The organism is Thermococcus sp. ES12, from assembly GCF_012027515.1.
Lineage (GTDB): Archaea > Methanobacteriota_B > Thermococci > Thermococcales > Thermococcaceae > Thermococcus > Thermococcus barossii.
The window spans coordinates 112,353-127,227 of the sequence record NZ_SNUP01000001.1 but is presented as its reverse complement, the minus strand read 5'-3'; the positions used below and the strand labels follow the sequence as shown (position 1 = coordinate 127,227).

Sequence of the window (14,875 nt, the reverse complement as noted above, 5' to 3'; positions counted from 1 at the left end):
CGAAAGTGAAGGGTTCAACACAGAGAGCTGTGGATATCTAATTGCAGAAGAATTTTTCAAAAGGGGACTTTGTTGTTTACCTCATGGGGTATTAGGGTAGCCTTATTCTTTGAATGGACACATTCGCTTTCTTTTTCATTCCTGTACGCCAGAGAACAGCCTTGGATAGTTAATTTTAAATATGAACCCTCGATATATCACCCGCAGTAAACGATTGTGGAGGGATTCGCATGAGCGAATACAAATTTATAAAGTGGTTTGAGGAACTCGGAAAGGGCGACGTCGCTCTTGTTGGCGGGAAGGGTGCCAACCTGGGAGAAATGACCAACGCCGGAATTCCGGTTCCGCCCGGCTTCTGCGTCACGGCTGAGGCCTACAAGTACTTCGTCGAGAACGTTAAGCTCGAGGACGGTAAGACCCTCCAGGAGTGGATTATGGACGTCATCGCCCAGACCAATGTTGACGACTCCAAGCAGCTCCAGGAGAACACCGCCAAGATCAGGCAGAAGATAATCGAGCTCCCGATGCTCCCTGAGATAGCCGAGGAGATAGAGAGGGCCTACAAGGAGCTCTCCCAGAGGTTCAACAAGGAAGCGGTTTACGTCGCCGTTAGGAGCTCCGCTACCGCCGAGGACCTCCCCGAGGCCAGCTTCGCCGGCCAGCAGGAGACCTACCTCGACGTCTACGGCGTTGACGACGTCATAGACAAGGTCAAGAAGTGCTGGGCCTCACTCTGGACAGCCAGAGCTACCTTCTACAGGGCCAAGCAGGGCTTTGACCACAGCAAGGTTTACCTCTCAGCAGTCGTCCAGAAGATGGTCAACAGCGAGACCAGCGGTGTCATGTTCACCGCCAACCCGGTCACCAACGACAGGAACGAGATCATGATAAACGCCAGCTGGGGCCTTGGTGAGGCCGTCGTCAGCGGAAGCGTCACCCCCGACGAGTACATCGTTGAGAAGGGCACCTGGAAGATAAAGGAGAAGTTCATTGCCAAGAAGGAAGTCATGGTCGTCAGGAACCCTGAGACCGGCAAGGGCACCGTCTACGTCAAGGTCGCCGACTACCTCGGGCCGGAGTGGGTCGAGAAGCAGGTCCTCACCGACGAGCAGATCGTTGAGGTCGCCAAGATAGGCGCCAAGATCGAGGAGCACTACGGCTGGCCGCAGGACATTGAGTGGGCCTACGACAAGGACGACGGCAAGCTCTACATCGTCCAGTCCAGGCCGATCACCACCCTCAAGGAGGCTCCCGCCGAGGGAGAGGCCGTCGAGGGAACCGAGGAGATGGAGGTCATCCTCAAGGGTCTCGGTGCCTCCCCAGGAATAGGTGCCGGCAGGGTCGTCGTCATCTTCGACGCCAGCGAGATCGACAAGGTCAAGGAGGGCGACGTTCTCGTCACCACCATGACCAACCCGGACATGGTCCCGGCCATGAAGAGGGCCTCAGCGATAGTCACCGACGAGGGTGGAAGGACCAGCCACGCCGCCATCGTTAGCAGGGAGCTCGGTATTCCGGCCGTTGTCGGAACCAAGGAGGCCACCAAGAAGCTCAAGACTGGCGACTATGTCACCGTTGACGGAACCAGGGGCGTCGTCTACAAGGGCATAGTCAAGAGCCTCGTCGAGAAGAAGGAGGAGAAGGCCGAGGGTGGACAGGTCGTCGTTGCCGGCGCTCCGCTCGTCACCGCCACCAAGGTCAAGGTCAACGTCTCGATGCCCGAGGTCGCCGAAAGGGCCGCCGCCACCGGTGCCGACGGCGTCGGTCTCCTCAGGGCCGAGCACATGATACTCAGCATCGGCCAGCACCCGGTCAAGTTCATCAAGGAGGGCAAGGAGGAGGAGCTCGTCGAGAAGCTCGCCGAGGGCATCAGGACCGTCGCCGCTGCCTTCTACCCGAGGCCGGTCTGGTACAGGACCCTCGACGCTCCGACCAACGAGTTCAAGGAGATGCCGGGTGGAGAGGACGAGCCGGACGAGAGGAACCCGATGCTCGGCTGGCGCGGCATCAGGAGGAGCCTTGACCAGACCGAGCTCCTCAAGGCCGAGTTCAAGGCCATCAAGAAGGTCGTCGAAGAGGGCTACGACAACATCGGCGTCATGCTCCCGCTCGTGGCCAACCCTGACCAGATAAGGAAGGCCAAGGAGATAGCCCGCTCAGTTGGCCTTGAGCCGCACAAGGACGTCGAGTGGGGAATCATGATCGAGGTTCCGGCCGCTGCCCTCATCATCGAGGACCTTATCAAGGAGGGCCTTGACTTCGTCAGCTTCGGAACCAACGACCTCACCCAGTACACCCTCGCCATCGACAGAGACAACGACAGGATAGCCTACCTCTACGACGAGAAGCACCCGGCGGTGCTCAAGCTCATCGAGAACGTCATCAAGGTCGCCAAGAAGTACGGCGTCGAGACCAGCATCTGCGGACAGGCCGGCAGTGACCCGAAGATGGCCAAGATACTCGTCAGGCTCGGCATAGACAGCATCTCAGCCAACCCCGATGCCGTCGAGCTCATCAGGAAGACCGTCGCCCAGGAGGAGCAGAAGATTCTCCTGGAGGCGGCGAGGAAGAAGCTCTTCGAGTGAAGCCTTCCGGCTTCCCTTTTCTATTCGTTTCTACCCGTTTTGCAGCTCCGAGCCAGTGGATTCTTTATCCACGATAAGGCTTTTATACCAACGTTTCGATAGCTATCTCAATGAAACGCGAAGTAGAGGCTATGCGAGACCAGATTGTCAACGGGCCGATAGTTAAAACGCTCATCGTATTAGCCTACCCCTTAATCATAAACCAGCTCGTTCAGGTTCTCTACAACCTCACCGACACCTACTGGCTCGGAAAGCTCGGAAGGGAAGAGTTAGCTGCCCCGGGAACAGCGTGGCCCCTCGTCTGGTTCTTCATGGCCATCGGCATGGGGTTCGCCACAGCGGGTTTCGCCTTCGTCAGTCAGTACGTTGGGGCGAAGGAGTACGACAAGGCCAACCGCGCCGCTGGAGCCCTCTACTCCCTCATGATGTTCTTCGCGATTGGAGTTGGGATATTCGGCGTGATCTCCGCCCCGTATCTCCTTAAGTTCATGAACGTGAGCGAGACGGTTTATCCCTACGCCTTGGCCTATACGAGGGTCATCTTCGCCGGGATTCCCTTCGCCTTCACTCTCTTCGCATTCAACTTTCTCCTAAGGGCTATAGGTGACACCAAAACTCCCGTCAAGATAAACGTCTCAACCGTGCTTCTCAACCTCGTCTTAGACCCCTTCTTCATCTTCGGCTGGGGGCCGTTTCCAGAACTTGGAGTCGTTGGAGCGGCCGTTGCCACGATGCTCTCCAACAGCCTCGGCTCGGTCGTTGGCGGTTACCTGCTCTTCAAGGGCAGGGTGGGCATACACCTCACGGTCGAGGGCCTCAAGCCGGACTGGGAGTTCTACAAGCGCATCTTCCGCGTGGGAATACCTTCAAGCATAGGTTCATCCACAACGGCCCTTGGCTTTGTCATACTCACGAGGATAATCTTCACCCTCGGCGGCCAGTTCGGCGAGGCCGATGTTGCCTTCGCGACCTACAGCATAACCAACAGGCTTACCAACTTTATGTTCGCCTTCTCAGATGGGATAAGCATGGCTATGGGAACAATGGTGGGCCAGACCGTTGGGGCGAAGCTCTATGACAGGGCAAAGGCCATAGCGGAGAGAACGATGGCGATAAACTTTGCCATTCTTGGCATCGGGACGCTCTTGTTCGTCCTCTTCAGGGTCCAGATATTCAGCTTCTTCATCAAAGATCCGGCGATAATAGCGGAGAGCGCAAAGGTCGTCAAGTATTTCTCGGCCTCGCTACCCTTCTTCGGCATATTCTCTGCGGTGAACAACGTGTTCCAGAGCTCAGGACACACCAAGAAGAGCATGCTCCTCAGCATGCTCCGGCTCTGGGGGTTAAGGCTACCTCTCAGCTACGGCCTCGGGCTTCTGGTTAAGGACACCGCCGGAATGTGGCTGGGGATGGGCCTGAGCAACGTTCTGGGAGCTGTGGTTGCCCTCGCCTGGTTCCTGACCGGGAGCTGGATGAGCCGCATCATAGAGGAGAAGGGGTAGCTTTATATATCACCGTTTCGATTGCGGTCTGATTGCATATGAATGGCGAGAAAATCCAGAAGATGCGCAGGGAGATACTGAGCGGACCCATAGAAAAAACGCTCCTCGTTCTGGCGGGCCCGCTCATAGTCAACAACCTAGTCCAGGTTGTCTACAACATAACCGACACTTTCTGGCTGGGAAAACTCGGAAGGGAAGCGCTCTCTGCTCCAGGCGTTACCTGGCCAATAATCGGCACCCTCATGGCGTTGGGCATGGGATTCACAACGGCCGGTTTCGCCTTTGTTGGCCAGTACATCGGTGCTGGTGAGTACAAGAAGGCGAATCGCTCAGCCGGAGCCCTTTACTCACTCATGCTGTTCTTCGCAACTGCCACCGCCATAATCGGAACGCTCCTCCTGCCGTACGCCCTGCACTTCATGAAGGTCAGCGAGAACGTCTATCCCTATTCGCTCACCTACGCGACGATAATATTCCTCGGCATTCCGTTCTCCTTCACCTTCATGGCCTTTGGAGCCCTTGTAAGGGCGACGGGAGACACGAAGACGCCGGTAAAAATAACCCTCCTCACGGTTGCGATAAACATAATCCTTGACCCGATACTCATCTTCGGCTGGCTCGGATTCCCCGAGCTGGGAGTTGCCGGTGCTGCCATAGCGACGGTTTTCGCCAACTCGGTGGGGGCTTTCATCGGCCTCTACCTCCTCTTCACCGACAGAGTTGGACTGAGCCTGAGCCTTGAGAGCCTCAAACCGGACTTCGAGTTCTACAAGAGGATATTCAAGGTCGGCCTGCCGTCGAGCATAGGGCAGTCCGCCAACAGCTTTGGCTTTGTAATCCTCACCAGGATAATATTCGGCTTTGGTGATGTGACCTACGCGGCCTACGTCATAACGACCCGTCTGGTGAACTTCCTAACGAGCATCTCGCGCGGCATAAGCATGGCGATGGGAACCATGATAGCCCAGAACGTCGGGGCGGAGAACTACGAGAGGGCGAAGAAAATAGCCGAGAGGACGATGGTCATAAACTTTGCCATAGCGAGCCTCGCGATACTGATAATTGGAATTTTCCGCGTCGAGATATTCCGCGTCTTCCTCAACGACCCGGCCGTCATCGAGGAGAGCGAGATTGTGCTGAAGTACTTCCTCATCTCGGTGCCCTTCTTCAATGGAATCTTCATAGTCGTCAACAGAACCTTCAGCTCCGCCGGCCATACGAAGAAGAGCATGACCCTCGGAATATTCCGCCTCTGGGGCCTGAGGATTCCGCTGAGCTATGCCTTTGGCTACGTGGGAGCGATAAGCGTCCTTGGAATCACGATACCCCTCGCTGAAATATTCAACTTCACGAGCAGGGGAGTGTTCTTTGGAATGGGGATGAGCAACTTCATAGCGGCTGTGGTCGCTCTCGCTTGGTTCATGCGCGGCACATGGATGAAACGGATAATCGAGGAGAAATCAAAAACTGTCCCCGAAAAAGCTGCGGCTTAACAGCCGGAAGGCTAATAAACCCTTTCCCCGACCCACCACCGGTGAGAGCAATGATAGAGGACAGGCGCTGGAAGGGTGTTTACTCCTTTGAGGACTCCCCGTTCATTATGGAGATTCTGACGGAGCTTCGCGACGAGAGAACGGGGCCGATACCGTTCAGAAAGGGACTCGTCAAGCTCGGCAGGTACATGGCCTACGAGCTGACCAAGACCATGGAGGTCGAAGAGGTTCCCATCAAGACGCCCCTTGAGGGGACAACTGGAGTAATAGTCAGAGACAGGCGCAATGTGGTCATAATAACCGTCCTCCGCGCGGCGATACCGCTCATGGAGGGCCTCATCAAGGTTCTCGACCACGCAAGGGTGGGTATCGTCTCCGCATCCCGCGGAAAGGCGCCGAAGTTCGAGATAGAGATGAAGTACGTCAAGGTGCCGCAGGTAAAGCCGGAGGACACGGTCATCATAGCAGACCCGATGATAGCGACCGGCTCGACGCTCATCAGGGTTCTCGACGAGGTAAAGAAGTACGGGAAGGCCAAGCGCTACGTCATAGTTGGAGTTCTCGCTGCACCTGAAGGGATAAGCCGGATAAAGGAAGCCCACCCGGACGTTGAGATGTTCGTTGCAGCGATAGACAGGGAGCTCAACGACCACGGTTACATCCTGCCCGGCCTCGGCGATGCGGGCGACAGGGCCTTTGGGGCGCCGATTAAGGTCTGAAGGACCTTTCCGCTTCTCCCGTATTTTCTCTCATTGGATTTCCGGACAAGTACCTTTCGCTCCCGCAAGGCTTGACCAGAAGTTTGTAGCTCTTCGCGTTGCCGTATTCGGGAATTTGTTTTTTCTTCTCGGGTTTATGGGGTTAGGAGCTACGAACTTCGATGAAACTTTTCGCCAGAAAAAGTTTCTGTGGTGCGGGGGCGGGGATTTGAACCCCGGAACCCCTGCGGGAGTGGATCTTGAGTCCACCGCCTTTGACCAGGCTCGGCAACCCCCGCGCGGGAGGTTCGAGAATACTAACCCTCAGGAGGCTTATAAATTTAACTCAGAGAAATCCAGGGAGAGAAAACATTGAGCTCGTTGGGCCCAAAACTCACCGCTCCATCCTCTTGACGCCTTCCTTCGTACCGACGAGGACTATGTCGGCTATGTCCGCGAAGATGCCGTTCTCCACAACGCCCGGAATGTTGTTCAGCTCTATCTCCAGGTCAAGCGGGTCGTCTATGCGGTGGAACCTTGCGTCAAGGATGAAGTTGCCGTTGTCGGTAACGACGGGCCCGTCCTTCCTGCTCGCCATTCTGAGCTCGGCGGTGGCGTTGAAGACCTCTATCTCCTCCGCTATGGCACGCCATGCAGCCGGGATAACCTCTATCGGAACCGGCATCCTCTGGCCGAGCCTCTCGACGAGCTTGCTCTCGTCAACGAGTACCAGAAAGGTTCCGGCGCGGTACTCGATGATCTTCTCCATTGTGAGGGCAGCTCCGCGGCCTTTGATGAGGTTGAGGTTTGGATCCACCTCGTCGGCGCCGTCGACGGCTATATCAATCGCATCAACTTCGTCAAGCCCAACGACCGGCACGCCGCTCTCAAGGGCAAGAAGCCTCGCCTGATAGGAGGTGGGAACACCGTAGACGTCCTCAAGCTCCCCCTCCATTATCAGCTTGCCCAGGTACTCTATGAAGTAGGCGGTGGTGGAGCCTGTGCCGAGGCCGACTATCATATCGTCCTCAATGAATTTCAAGGCCTCCCTGGCAACGGCCCTTTTGAGTTCCTCCATAGGCTCACCCCGTCACCGTTCCGTTCTGAGTAAGCTGGTAAAGCAGGCTCTGGTTTGAGTAGAACTGAGGCTGGAAGTTGACCATCAGGGTGTAGCTGAGCATCGTGAAGTACAGCCAGAACAGGAACCAGCCCCAGAAAGCCTTCCTGAGTATGAGGCGCTCCTCCTCGATATCCGGCGGGAGCTCCTTTATGATGGCCATGACCACCTTATCGATGACCAGAAACATGGCGATGCCAATCACCCAGCCATACTGGAACTTCGCGGCGGCTACGCCACTGACCAGGCCACAGATGAGTCCCCAGAGGTAAACTGAGAGTGAAAACTTATGTTCAATTGCCAGCTCCACGTTCTTCACCTACGCTTAGCTTTAAAAAGACCTTTTAAAACCTTTCCGTTACTCCGACAGTGTCTCCAGAAACCTGCGGCCCTTGTCCGTCAGCCGGTAGTAGAGGCGTCTTCCCTCCCTGTGGGATTCCTCTATAAGACCAAGGCTCTCAAGCTCGCGGAGGTGCTGATAAACCGCCTGGTACTTGAGGGGCTTCTCAAGGGCCTCCCATATCTCGTAGCCATACATAACCCTGTCGCTGAGGAGCCTCAGGATGTCGAGCTTCGTGCCACCTATGCTGAACTTCTCCCTGGTTTCGGAGTAGTGCCCCTTCAGGCCGGAGCTGGTGACAATGAGCGCTATCCTGTCGTCCCTCTCGAAGTAGTCCTCCTCGGCCAGCCTGAGCAGGGCAGGAACTATCACCGCCGATGCGTACTCGGCAAAGATTCCCTCGCCCGCTAGGAGTCTCTGGCCGAGGTCGAGCTCATCTTCACCCACCATCACGGCGGTTCCGCCGGTCTCGTGGATGGCCCTGAGAGCGAGCTCCTTCATCACCGGGTTCTTTACGTATAGCGCCAGAGCCTTTGTTGGCTCTGCCCTTGGCTCAACGCCCAGAACCTCGCTGGCTATGGGCGAGCACTTCTCGGTCTGGACGGCTATAAGTCTGGGCATCTCCTCAATGGCCCCGATTTCCATAAGTTCAGCAAAGCCCTTGTAGATGCTGTAGAGGTTGCTCCCGCTTCCCGTGGGAACTATGACATGGGTGGGCTTGAGCTCCTCCCACAGCTCAAAGGCAAGGGTTTTCTGGCCCTCAAGGCCGATAAGGTTGCTCTCCGGTGTTACGTTGTAGAGTCCCTTTCCCTCCGCAAGGCCCTCGGCGTAGCTTATGCCCTCGTCAACACTTTCACCGTAGCGTATAACTTTGGCCCCGAAGGCAACTATCTGGCTGAGCTTTCCGGATTCTATGAGCCTCGGCACAACGGTGTAGGCATCGACCCCGGCCCTCGCGGAGTACGCAGCCAGGGAAGCCGCCGCATTCCCGTTGCTGGCAACAACAAAGCCGTTATGAGCATATGGAAGGCCGTAGGAGACTGCCACAGTGATGAGCCTGTCACGGAAGGAGCCTGTGGGATTCCTGGTCTCGTCCTTGATGAATACCCTCAGCCCGAGTTCCTCACCGAGCTTTGCCCTCAACAGGGGCGTTCCGCCCTCGTTCAGGCTGATGACTCTCTTCACATCGGGCAGAAGCTCCCGGTACTTCCAGACGCCGGATTTTCTCCTACCCCAGGCAGAAACGTCCACACTATCGTAGTCGTAGGTTATCCTAAGGGGCTCCCCACATGAGCATGTAGGGGGAATAAGGGAGGAGTAGAGCCTCCCACAGCTCGGACACCGAACCTGCATCGGGCATCACTTCAGCCTTATGGCGTCGAGGTTGTTGGGGGCGCGGGTTGAGATGCCGAACTTCTTGTGGATGCTCGTACTCAGGTCAAGGCACTTGTGGGGCTCTCCGTGGACGGTTATGACGCGCTCCGGCCTCGGCCTCAAGCGGGCTATGTAGCTTATAAGCTCCCTCCTGTCGGCATGACCTGAGAATCCATCGATGGTGTGGACCTCCATGTTGACCTTCACAACCTCCGTCTTCCCGCCCTCACCGACGAGTGGAATCTCGCGGAGGCCGCGCTGCACCTGTCTGCCAAGGGTTCCCTCTGCCTGATAGCTGACGAATATCATGCTGTTCTTCGGGTCCGGGGCAAGTTGCTTGAAGTACTCCACGCTCGGCCCACCGACAAGCATGCCCGAGGTGGCTATGATTATCGCTGGCTCGCCGCTGTCAATGATGTCCTGCCTCTCCCTGCTGTTGGCAACGGGCTTGAATATCGGGTTGAGGAACGGGTTGTAGCCCTCGTGGAATATCTGCTCGCGGAGGTGCCTGCTGAGGTACTCTGGGTAGGCAGTGTGAATCGCCGTCGCCTCCCATATCATTCCGTCGAGGTAAATGGGCACCTCTATGCCGCCGACGCGGGCGTACTCCTCAAGGACCATCATTATCTCCTGGGCCCTACCGACGGCCATAGCTGGAATCAGAACCTTGCCCTTCCGCCTTATCGTCTGGTGGATTACCTCTATCAGGCGCTTCTCAGCCTCTTCGCGCGGCATCTGGTAGTCGTTGCTACCGCCGTATGTTGACTCCATGACGAGTGTCTCAAGGCGCGGGAACCTGCTCACCGCCGGCTCGAAGAGCCTCGTCGGGATGAACTTGAAGTCGCCGGTTATGGCTATGTTGTGCAGTCCGTTTCCTATGTGGAGGTGAACTATCGAGGAACCGAGTATGTGACCGGCGTTGTGGAGGGTGAGCCTCATGTCCGGGGCTATGTCCCTGACCTCGCCATAGTCGAGGGTTATGGTGTGCTTTATGACCTCCTTAATGTCCCTCGGCCGGTAGAGAGGCTCGACGCCGTTCATCTGCTGTATCTCAATGAAGTCCTGCTGGAGGAGAACCATCAGGTCCCTCGTCGGGGGAGTCGCGTATATCGGGCCGTCGAAGAGCTTGTAGCGGAAGAGGTACGGCAACATTCCGCTGTGGTCAAGGTGGGCGTGGGTTATGATTATGGCGTCGAGCAGGCCCGTATCGAGGACGTACCTGAACTCCGGCGCTTCGAAGTGCGGGAAGGCCTTTTTGGGGTCCCTCAGAGCGGCTATGTTGACACCGAAATCAACGAGAACGTAGCTTTCGTTGGTCTGAACGAGGAGCGCACTCCTGCCAACCTCGCGAAAGCCGCCAAGCCCGGTGATTCTAATCCACTCGCTCTTCAGCTCGGGCTTGCGGTAAATGTTCCGGCCAACCTGCCTGAGGAACTTCCTCCTGTCCTTTGCCTCCGCCTGGAGTATCTGCCTTATGGAATAGATAGTCTGGCTCTGGAGCGGAGGGGTCCTTATGACCCTGGGGGCCCAGTGAACCTTCTGGGTTATGAGCCTCAGGGTCTCGCCGTTCTTCCCTATAACGAGACCGGGCTTCTTGGCCTCTATGAGAACCTCTCCAACTGATGGGTCAAAGCTCACGTTGGTTATCTCTGCCTCAGGTGGAACAAGCTGCTTTATCATTTCCTCGGCCTTCTCCGGTGGAAGGAGAACCTCAGGGTCAGGCCGAACGCTTATGCGCTTCTTGAGAACCTTGGCGAGGTTCTTGATCAGCTCCCCGTCCTGCATTATGGCCTCGGGGTTCTTGACGTATATGACGAGCTCCGGCCCCTCGAACTCGACGTCGGTTATCCTGGCCTCCCTGGGAACCATCTGGCTTATGACGGCCTTTATGTCCCGTAGTATGTCATCAACGAAAGTTTCTCTCCTTATCAAAGTCACCACCTCACTTCAGAAGAGCCTCTATCTCCTCCTTGCTCAGCTCTCTGTAGCCATCCTTGGTCACCGTAACGAGGGTTATTCCATCCCCAGTGAAAACATCCCGCCTTGTGGCGGCTTTTATGGCCCGAAGGGCCAGTTTTATGCCCTCTTCCAGCTTAATATCCTCGGTGTAACCATCCTCAAGAACCGCGAAGGCGAACTCCATTCCGGAACCAGCGGCGGTGAACTTATCTTCCGTAATGCCCCCGGCCATGTCTATGGAGTACAGCCCAGGCTTCTCGTCGTATCCCGCCACGAGAAACCATCCGAAGTACGGCATGAACCTGCTGCCGTGAAGGATGTTAGAAGTCAGCGTAGCAAGGGCTTTCACGCTCATCTCATACCCAACCTTTGCCCTGTACAGCTTGGCCTCGGCCCTCAGAAGCCTGACGAGCGAGAGTATATCCCCCACACTCCCGGCGCCAGCCAAGGCCAGGTGGTCGTCTATCCGGAACACCTTGGTAACGCTCTCCGAAAGCACCATGTTGCCGAGCGATGCTCTCCTGTCCGCCGCTAGGACGACGCCGTCCTTACATACAATGCCGACCGTAGTCGTTCCCTTTAGCTTTTCAGCCAATTACAACACCCCTGCTGGTATGTTTTTAGAATAGAAGAACCTCTACAACGCCAGTTTAGGGGAATAGTATTTAAAGGTTTCGTCCGAAGTGTACGTTTAGACGCAGTGGGGTGGTAGAATGAAAGAGGTTATCCTGCTCACAGGGCCGCCGCTCAACGGACGGGACGAGTACATAACGGAGGCTCTAAAACTCGCCGATGAGAAAAGCTACGCCTATTACCACGTCTTTGACTACATCAGGGAAGTCGGAAAGGAGCTGGGCGTTAAGATAACGAGGAAGAACGTCCTCGACTTTGCCATAAGCCACCAGGATCTGATGAACGAGATACGGGACGAGGCTTTCAGTAGAATAAGAAAGGAAATAGATGAAAGCGAGATGAGGTTCCACCTAGTTTCAACACCGAGCCTCTTCCGGTGGGGAAGCGGAAGCGTTATCGGATTTACGACCAGTAACCTGAAGCTTCTGAGGCCCGATCGCGTCATAATAGTCCTCGATGACGTTCTCTCAGTCAGGAGAAGGATCATCAACGATCCCGAGTGGTTCGAGCGCTTCGGGGAGAACCCTGAGAACATAAAGCTGACGACCCTTGTCATGTGGCGCGAGGATGCCATAAACCACGTCAAGACCCTGATACACGAGCTGAAGAAGGAGGGCACCGAGGTTCGCTACATCCTCCAGTTCGGCATAAGGCACCCGTACCGCGTCTTCCTGGACCTCGTATTCCACGAGGCCGAAAAACCCCTCGTCTACCTCAGCTATCCGATGACCGGCCACGAGGAGGAGTACTATCACCGCGTCAGGGACTTCTACAACAAGTTGAGCGAGCACTTCACGGTTCTCGATCCCGGTGCACTTGACGACTGGTGGGTCGTTGCCGAGTACGACGCCCAGGTAAACAAGAATCCCTCCATAAAGCGCATCAAGATAAAGCATCTTCTCGACGGGGAGCAGGTGGAGGAACTTGACAGGGAGGACATAGAGCAGGCAACCGACATACTGCGGCGCCAGCTCGTCGAGAGAGACTTCAATCTCGTGGACGTCAGCAAGGCAATAGCAGTCTATCACTACGCGGAGGGAGTTTCGGCTGGAGTTATCAGCGAGATGGCAGAGGCTTACAGGACGCTGGCGGCGATATACCTCTACTACCCGTTCAAGAGGAGACCGAGCCCGTTCATGGAGTTCTACGGGATGCAGAATCCCTCGCGGAGGACTATGTTCAAGGACGAGGACGAGATGATAAGGGCAATGATCGAGGAGAAGGAGTACTGGGCAAAGGTGTGAGTGATGGGCGTCGAGGACGACTTTGAGCTCGTTGGCTTTCGAACATTTTTCACGGAGTTTCTCAGGGTGATCTACTACGTCAGGAGCATACTCGCGGGCCTCTTCGGCCTGATAACCCTGCTCGGAGTTGTGATGTCCCTCCTCGACGGCCTGACGCCCTGGCAGGGCGTCTACCTCGCCTTCGTCTCAGCCTTCACGGTGGGCTACGGCGACATAACGCCAAAAACGCCCGCCTCCAAGTTTCTCGCGGTAATAATACTCCCCATCCTCGGCATGATACTGACGGGCATAATGGTCGCGGCGGCTATGAAGGCCATAGAAAGGCTCTACAGGGACAGGCTCAGAAAATTCTAATGGAGAGAAAAGGGAGAAGAAATCACTTCTTCACCCATCCGCGCCACTTCATGGCGTCGTAGACCCTCTGGACGGCGACGACGTAGGCAGCGTCCCTCATCTGTATTCCCTTCTCCTTGTGGGTGTTGTAGACGTCCCAGAAGGCCTTGGTCATCTTCTTGTCGAGCTTGGCCCTCGTTGTCTCGGTGTCCCAGTAGTCGCCGGTTATGTTCTGGACCCACTCGAAGTAGCTGACGGTAACACCACCGGCGTTACAGAGGAAGTCCGGTATGATGAGGATGCCCTTCTCGTGGAGGATCTCATCGGCCTCCGGGGTGGTCGGACCGTTGGCGAGCTCTGCGACGATCTTGGCCTTGATGTTGTCGGCGTTGTCCTTGGTGATGACACCCTCAATGGCGCTCGGGGCGAGGACGTCGACCTCAAGCTCGAGGAGCTCCTCGTTGGTGATGTTGGTCGCTCCCGGGAAGTCCTTAACTGAGCCGTGCTCCCTCTTCCACTTGAGAACCTCGTCGGCGTTCAATCCATCGGGGTTGTAGATGCCGCCCTTGCTGTCGCTGACGGCGACGACCTTCATGCCGTACTCCTCGCTCATGATCTTGGCCATGTAGTAGCCGGCGTTACCGTAACCCTGGATGGCGATGGTCTTACCCTTGAGATCCATTCCAAGGGCCTTGGCAGCCTCACGGACGGTGTAGCTGGCACCCCTTGCGGTGGCATCCATCCTGGCGACGATACCGCCGACTCCAGGCGGCTTGCCGGTGATGATGCCGAAGCTCGGGACCTTTCTCCTGCTGATGGCCTCGTACTCGTCCATCATCCAGGCCATGATCTGCGGGTTGGTGTAAACGTCAGGAGCCGGAATGTCGGTGTAGGGGCTGATGATGTCGTAGATAGCCCTTATGTAGTTCCTGGCGAGCCTCTCCTTCTCCCTCTCGGAGAGCTCCTTCGGGTTGACGATGATGCCACCCTTACCTCCACCGTAGGGGAGGTCAACAACGGCGACCTTCCAGGTCATCCAGGTGGCGAGGGCCTTAACGGTACTGAGGGTCTCGGCCGGGTGCCACCTTATACCACCCTTGGTCGGACCGCGGGCCCAGTTGTGCTGAACGCGGAAACCGGTGAAAACCTTAACAGAACCGTCGTCCATCTCGAGCGGGACGCTGACCTCAACAATCCTCATGGGCTTCTTGAGCCACTCAAGGGCCTCTTCGCTTATGTCCATGAACTGGGCAGCCCTTTCGAGCTGCTGAACGGCCATCTCAAACGGGTCAATCTCGACCATCTTTACCACCTCGGGTTTCGGTAATTTGCGATAGGCTCTTAGGCATTTGCATATATAAACCTTTCGATAAAGAAGGCAGGAGAACGGTTAATTTTAAACAAAAAGTTATGTACGCAAATTTTCGGCGAAAAGAAAAATCCTCCCGAAATTTCAGGACAAAATCGGCGCTGTACATCCAAGATTTTTTATACATTGACGCACATAAAGAGACACCATTGAATAAAGATGTATGAAAGAATGTTGAAACGAAGCCCTCAGCGAGAAGTCGGTCATCATCCCTTCAGCTCACTCTTG

General features: G+C 56.1%; 12 protein-coding genes and 1 tRNA gene. 6 read left to right on the top strand and 7 right to left on the bottom strand.

The features are described 5' to 3' along the window. The first annotated feature begins 230 nt into the window (after window positions 1-230). The 4 genes from ppsA (at window position 231) to upp (ending at window position 6,299) form a co-directional block, all read left to right on the top strand. Window positions 231-2,585, top strand: coding sequence for a phosphoenolpyruvate synthase (ppsA, locus tag E3E37_RS00745; RefSeq protein ID WP_167714416.1), 2,355 nt, complete (start codon window positions 231-233; stop codon window positions 2,583-2,585). 110 nt (window positions 2,586-2,695) lie between these two features. After that, a complete protein-coding gene (locus E3E37_RS00740) occupies window positions 2,696-4,087 on the top strand; it encodes an MATE family efflux transporter (RefSeq protein ID WP_167714415.1) in 1,392 nt (463 codons plus the stop codon). A 38-nt stretch (window positions 4,088-4,125) separates the two neighbouring features. Continuing rightward, a complete protein-coding gene (locus tag E3E37_RS00735) occupies window positions 4,126-5,580 on the top strand; it encodes an MATE family efflux transporter (RefSeq protein ID WP_167715206.1) in 1,455 nt (484 codons plus the stop codon). Between the two features lie 50 nt (window positions 5,581-5,630). Then, window positions 5,631-6,299, top strand: a complete 669-nt coding sequence (upp, locus tag E3E37_RS00730; protein ID WP_167715204.1) for a uracil phosphoribosyltransferase — start codon at window positions 5,631-5,633, stop codon at window positions 6,297-6,299. A gap of 190 nt (window positions 6,300-6,489) precedes the next feature. On the opposite strand, the gene E3E37_RS00725 is transcribed toward upp, so the two are convergent. From E3E37_RS00725 to psmB, 6 genes are all read right to left on the bottom strand, one after another. Further along, window positions 6,490-6,577: transfer RNA gene (locus E3E37_RS00725), tRNA-Leu, on the bottom strand. Between the two features lie 95 nt (window positions 6,578-6,672). After that, window positions 6,673-7,356 (bottom strand): ribose-5-phosphate isomerase RpiA, encoded by a 684-nt coding sequence (rpiA, locus tag E3E37_RS00720; RefSeq protein ID WP_167714414.1) that lies wholly within the window; start codon window positions 7,354-7,356, stop codon window positions 6,673-6,675. Between the two features lie 4 nt (window positions 7,357-7,360). Then, entirely contained in the window at window positions 7,361-7,714 is a 354-nt protein-coding gene (locus tag E3E37_RS00715) for a hypothetical protein (RefSeq protein WP_371731661.1), read from the bottom strand. Window positions 7,715-7,753: 39 nt separating this feature from the next. Then, window positions 7,754-9,088, bottom strand: coding sequence for a pyridoxal-phosphate dependent enzyme (locus tag E3E37_RS00710; protein WP_167714413.1), 1,335 nt, complete (start codon window positions 9,086-9,088; stop codon window positions 7,754-7,756). Between the two features lie 6 nt (window positions 9,089-9,094). After that, window positions 9,095-11,041 carry a beta-CASP ribonuclease aCPSF1 gene (locus E3E37_RS00705; protein ID WP_088864152.1) on the bottom strand — a complete coding sequence of 649 codons (1,947 nt, stop codon included), beginning with the start codon at window positions 11,039-11,041 and terminating at the stop codon, window positions 9,095-9,097. A gap of 10 nt (window positions 11,042-11,051) precedes the next feature. Beyond that, on the bottom strand, window positions 11,052-11,663 hold the full coding sequence (gene psmB / locus E3E37_RS00700; protein ID WP_167714412.1) for an archaeal proteasome endopeptidase complex subunit beta: 612 nt from the start codon (window positions 11,661-11,663) through the stop codon (window positions 11,052-11,054). A gap of 118 nt (window positions 11,664-11,781) precedes the next feature. On the opposite strand from psmB, the gene E3E37_RS00695 reads away from it, so the two are divergent. Both E3E37_RS00695 and E3E37_RS00690 read left to right on the top strand, forming a co-directional pair. Continuing rightward, window positions 11,782-12,945 carry a hypothetical protein gene (locus E3E37_RS00695; protein ID WP_088864150.1) on the top strand — a complete coding sequence of 388 codons (1,164 nt, stop codon included), beginning with the start codon at window positions 11,782-11,784 and terminating at the stop codon, window positions 12,943-12,945. A gap of 3 nt (window positions 12,946-12,948) precedes the next feature. Then, entirely contained in the window at window positions 12,949-13,299 is a 351-nt protein-coding gene (locus E3E37_RS00690; protein WP_088864149.1) for a potassium channel family protein, read from the top strand. 22 nt (window positions 13,300-13,321) lie between these two features. Here the strand turns inward: E3E37_RS00690 and gdhA are convergent, their stop codons facing one another. After that, window positions 13,322-14,581 carry a glutamate dehydrogenase gene (gdhA, locus tag E3E37_RS00685; protein ID WP_088864148.1) on the bottom strand — a complete coding sequence of 420 codons (1,260 nt, stop codon included), beginning with the start codon at window positions 14,579-14,581 and terminating at the stop codon, window positions 13,322-13,324. Window positions 14,582-14,875: the final 294 nt, after the last annotated feature.

Coding starts and splice junctions, on each gene's coding strand:
- gdhA (WP_088864148.1), bottom strand. CDS start 14,581: ATGGTCGAGATTGACCCGTTTGAGATGGCCGTTCAGCAGCTCGAAAGG.
- E3E37_RS00695 (WP_088864150.1), top strand. CDS start 11,782: ATGAAAGAGGTTATCCTGCTCACAGGGCCGCCGCTCAACGGACGGGAC.
- ppsA (WP_167714416.1), top strand. CDS start 231: ATGAGCGAATACAAATTTATAAAGTGGTTTGAGGAACTCGGAAAGGGC.
- E3E37_RS00735 (WP_167715206.1), top strand. CDS start 4,126: ATGAATGGCGAGAAAATCCAGAAGATGCGCAGGGAGATACTGAGCGGA.
- E3E37_RS00710 (WP_167714413.1), bottom strand. CDS start 9,088: ATGCAGGTTCGGTGTCCGAGCTGTGGGAGGCTCTACTCCTCCCTTATT.
- E3E37_RS00740 (WP_167714415.1), top strand. CDS start 2,696: ATGAAACGCGAAGTAGAGGCTATGCGAGACCAGATTGTCAACGGGCCG.
- E3E37_RS00690 (WP_088864149.1), top strand. CDS start 12,949: ATGGGCGTCGAGGACGACTTTGAGCTCGTTGGCTTTCGAACATTTTTC.
- upp (WP_167715204.1), top strand. CDS start 5,631: ATGATAGAGGACAGGCGCTGGAAGGGTGTTTACTCCTTTGAGGACTCC.
- rpiA (WP_167714414.1), bottom strand. CDS start 7,356: ATGGAGGAACTCAAAAGGGCCGTTGCCAGGGAGGCCTTGAAATTCATT.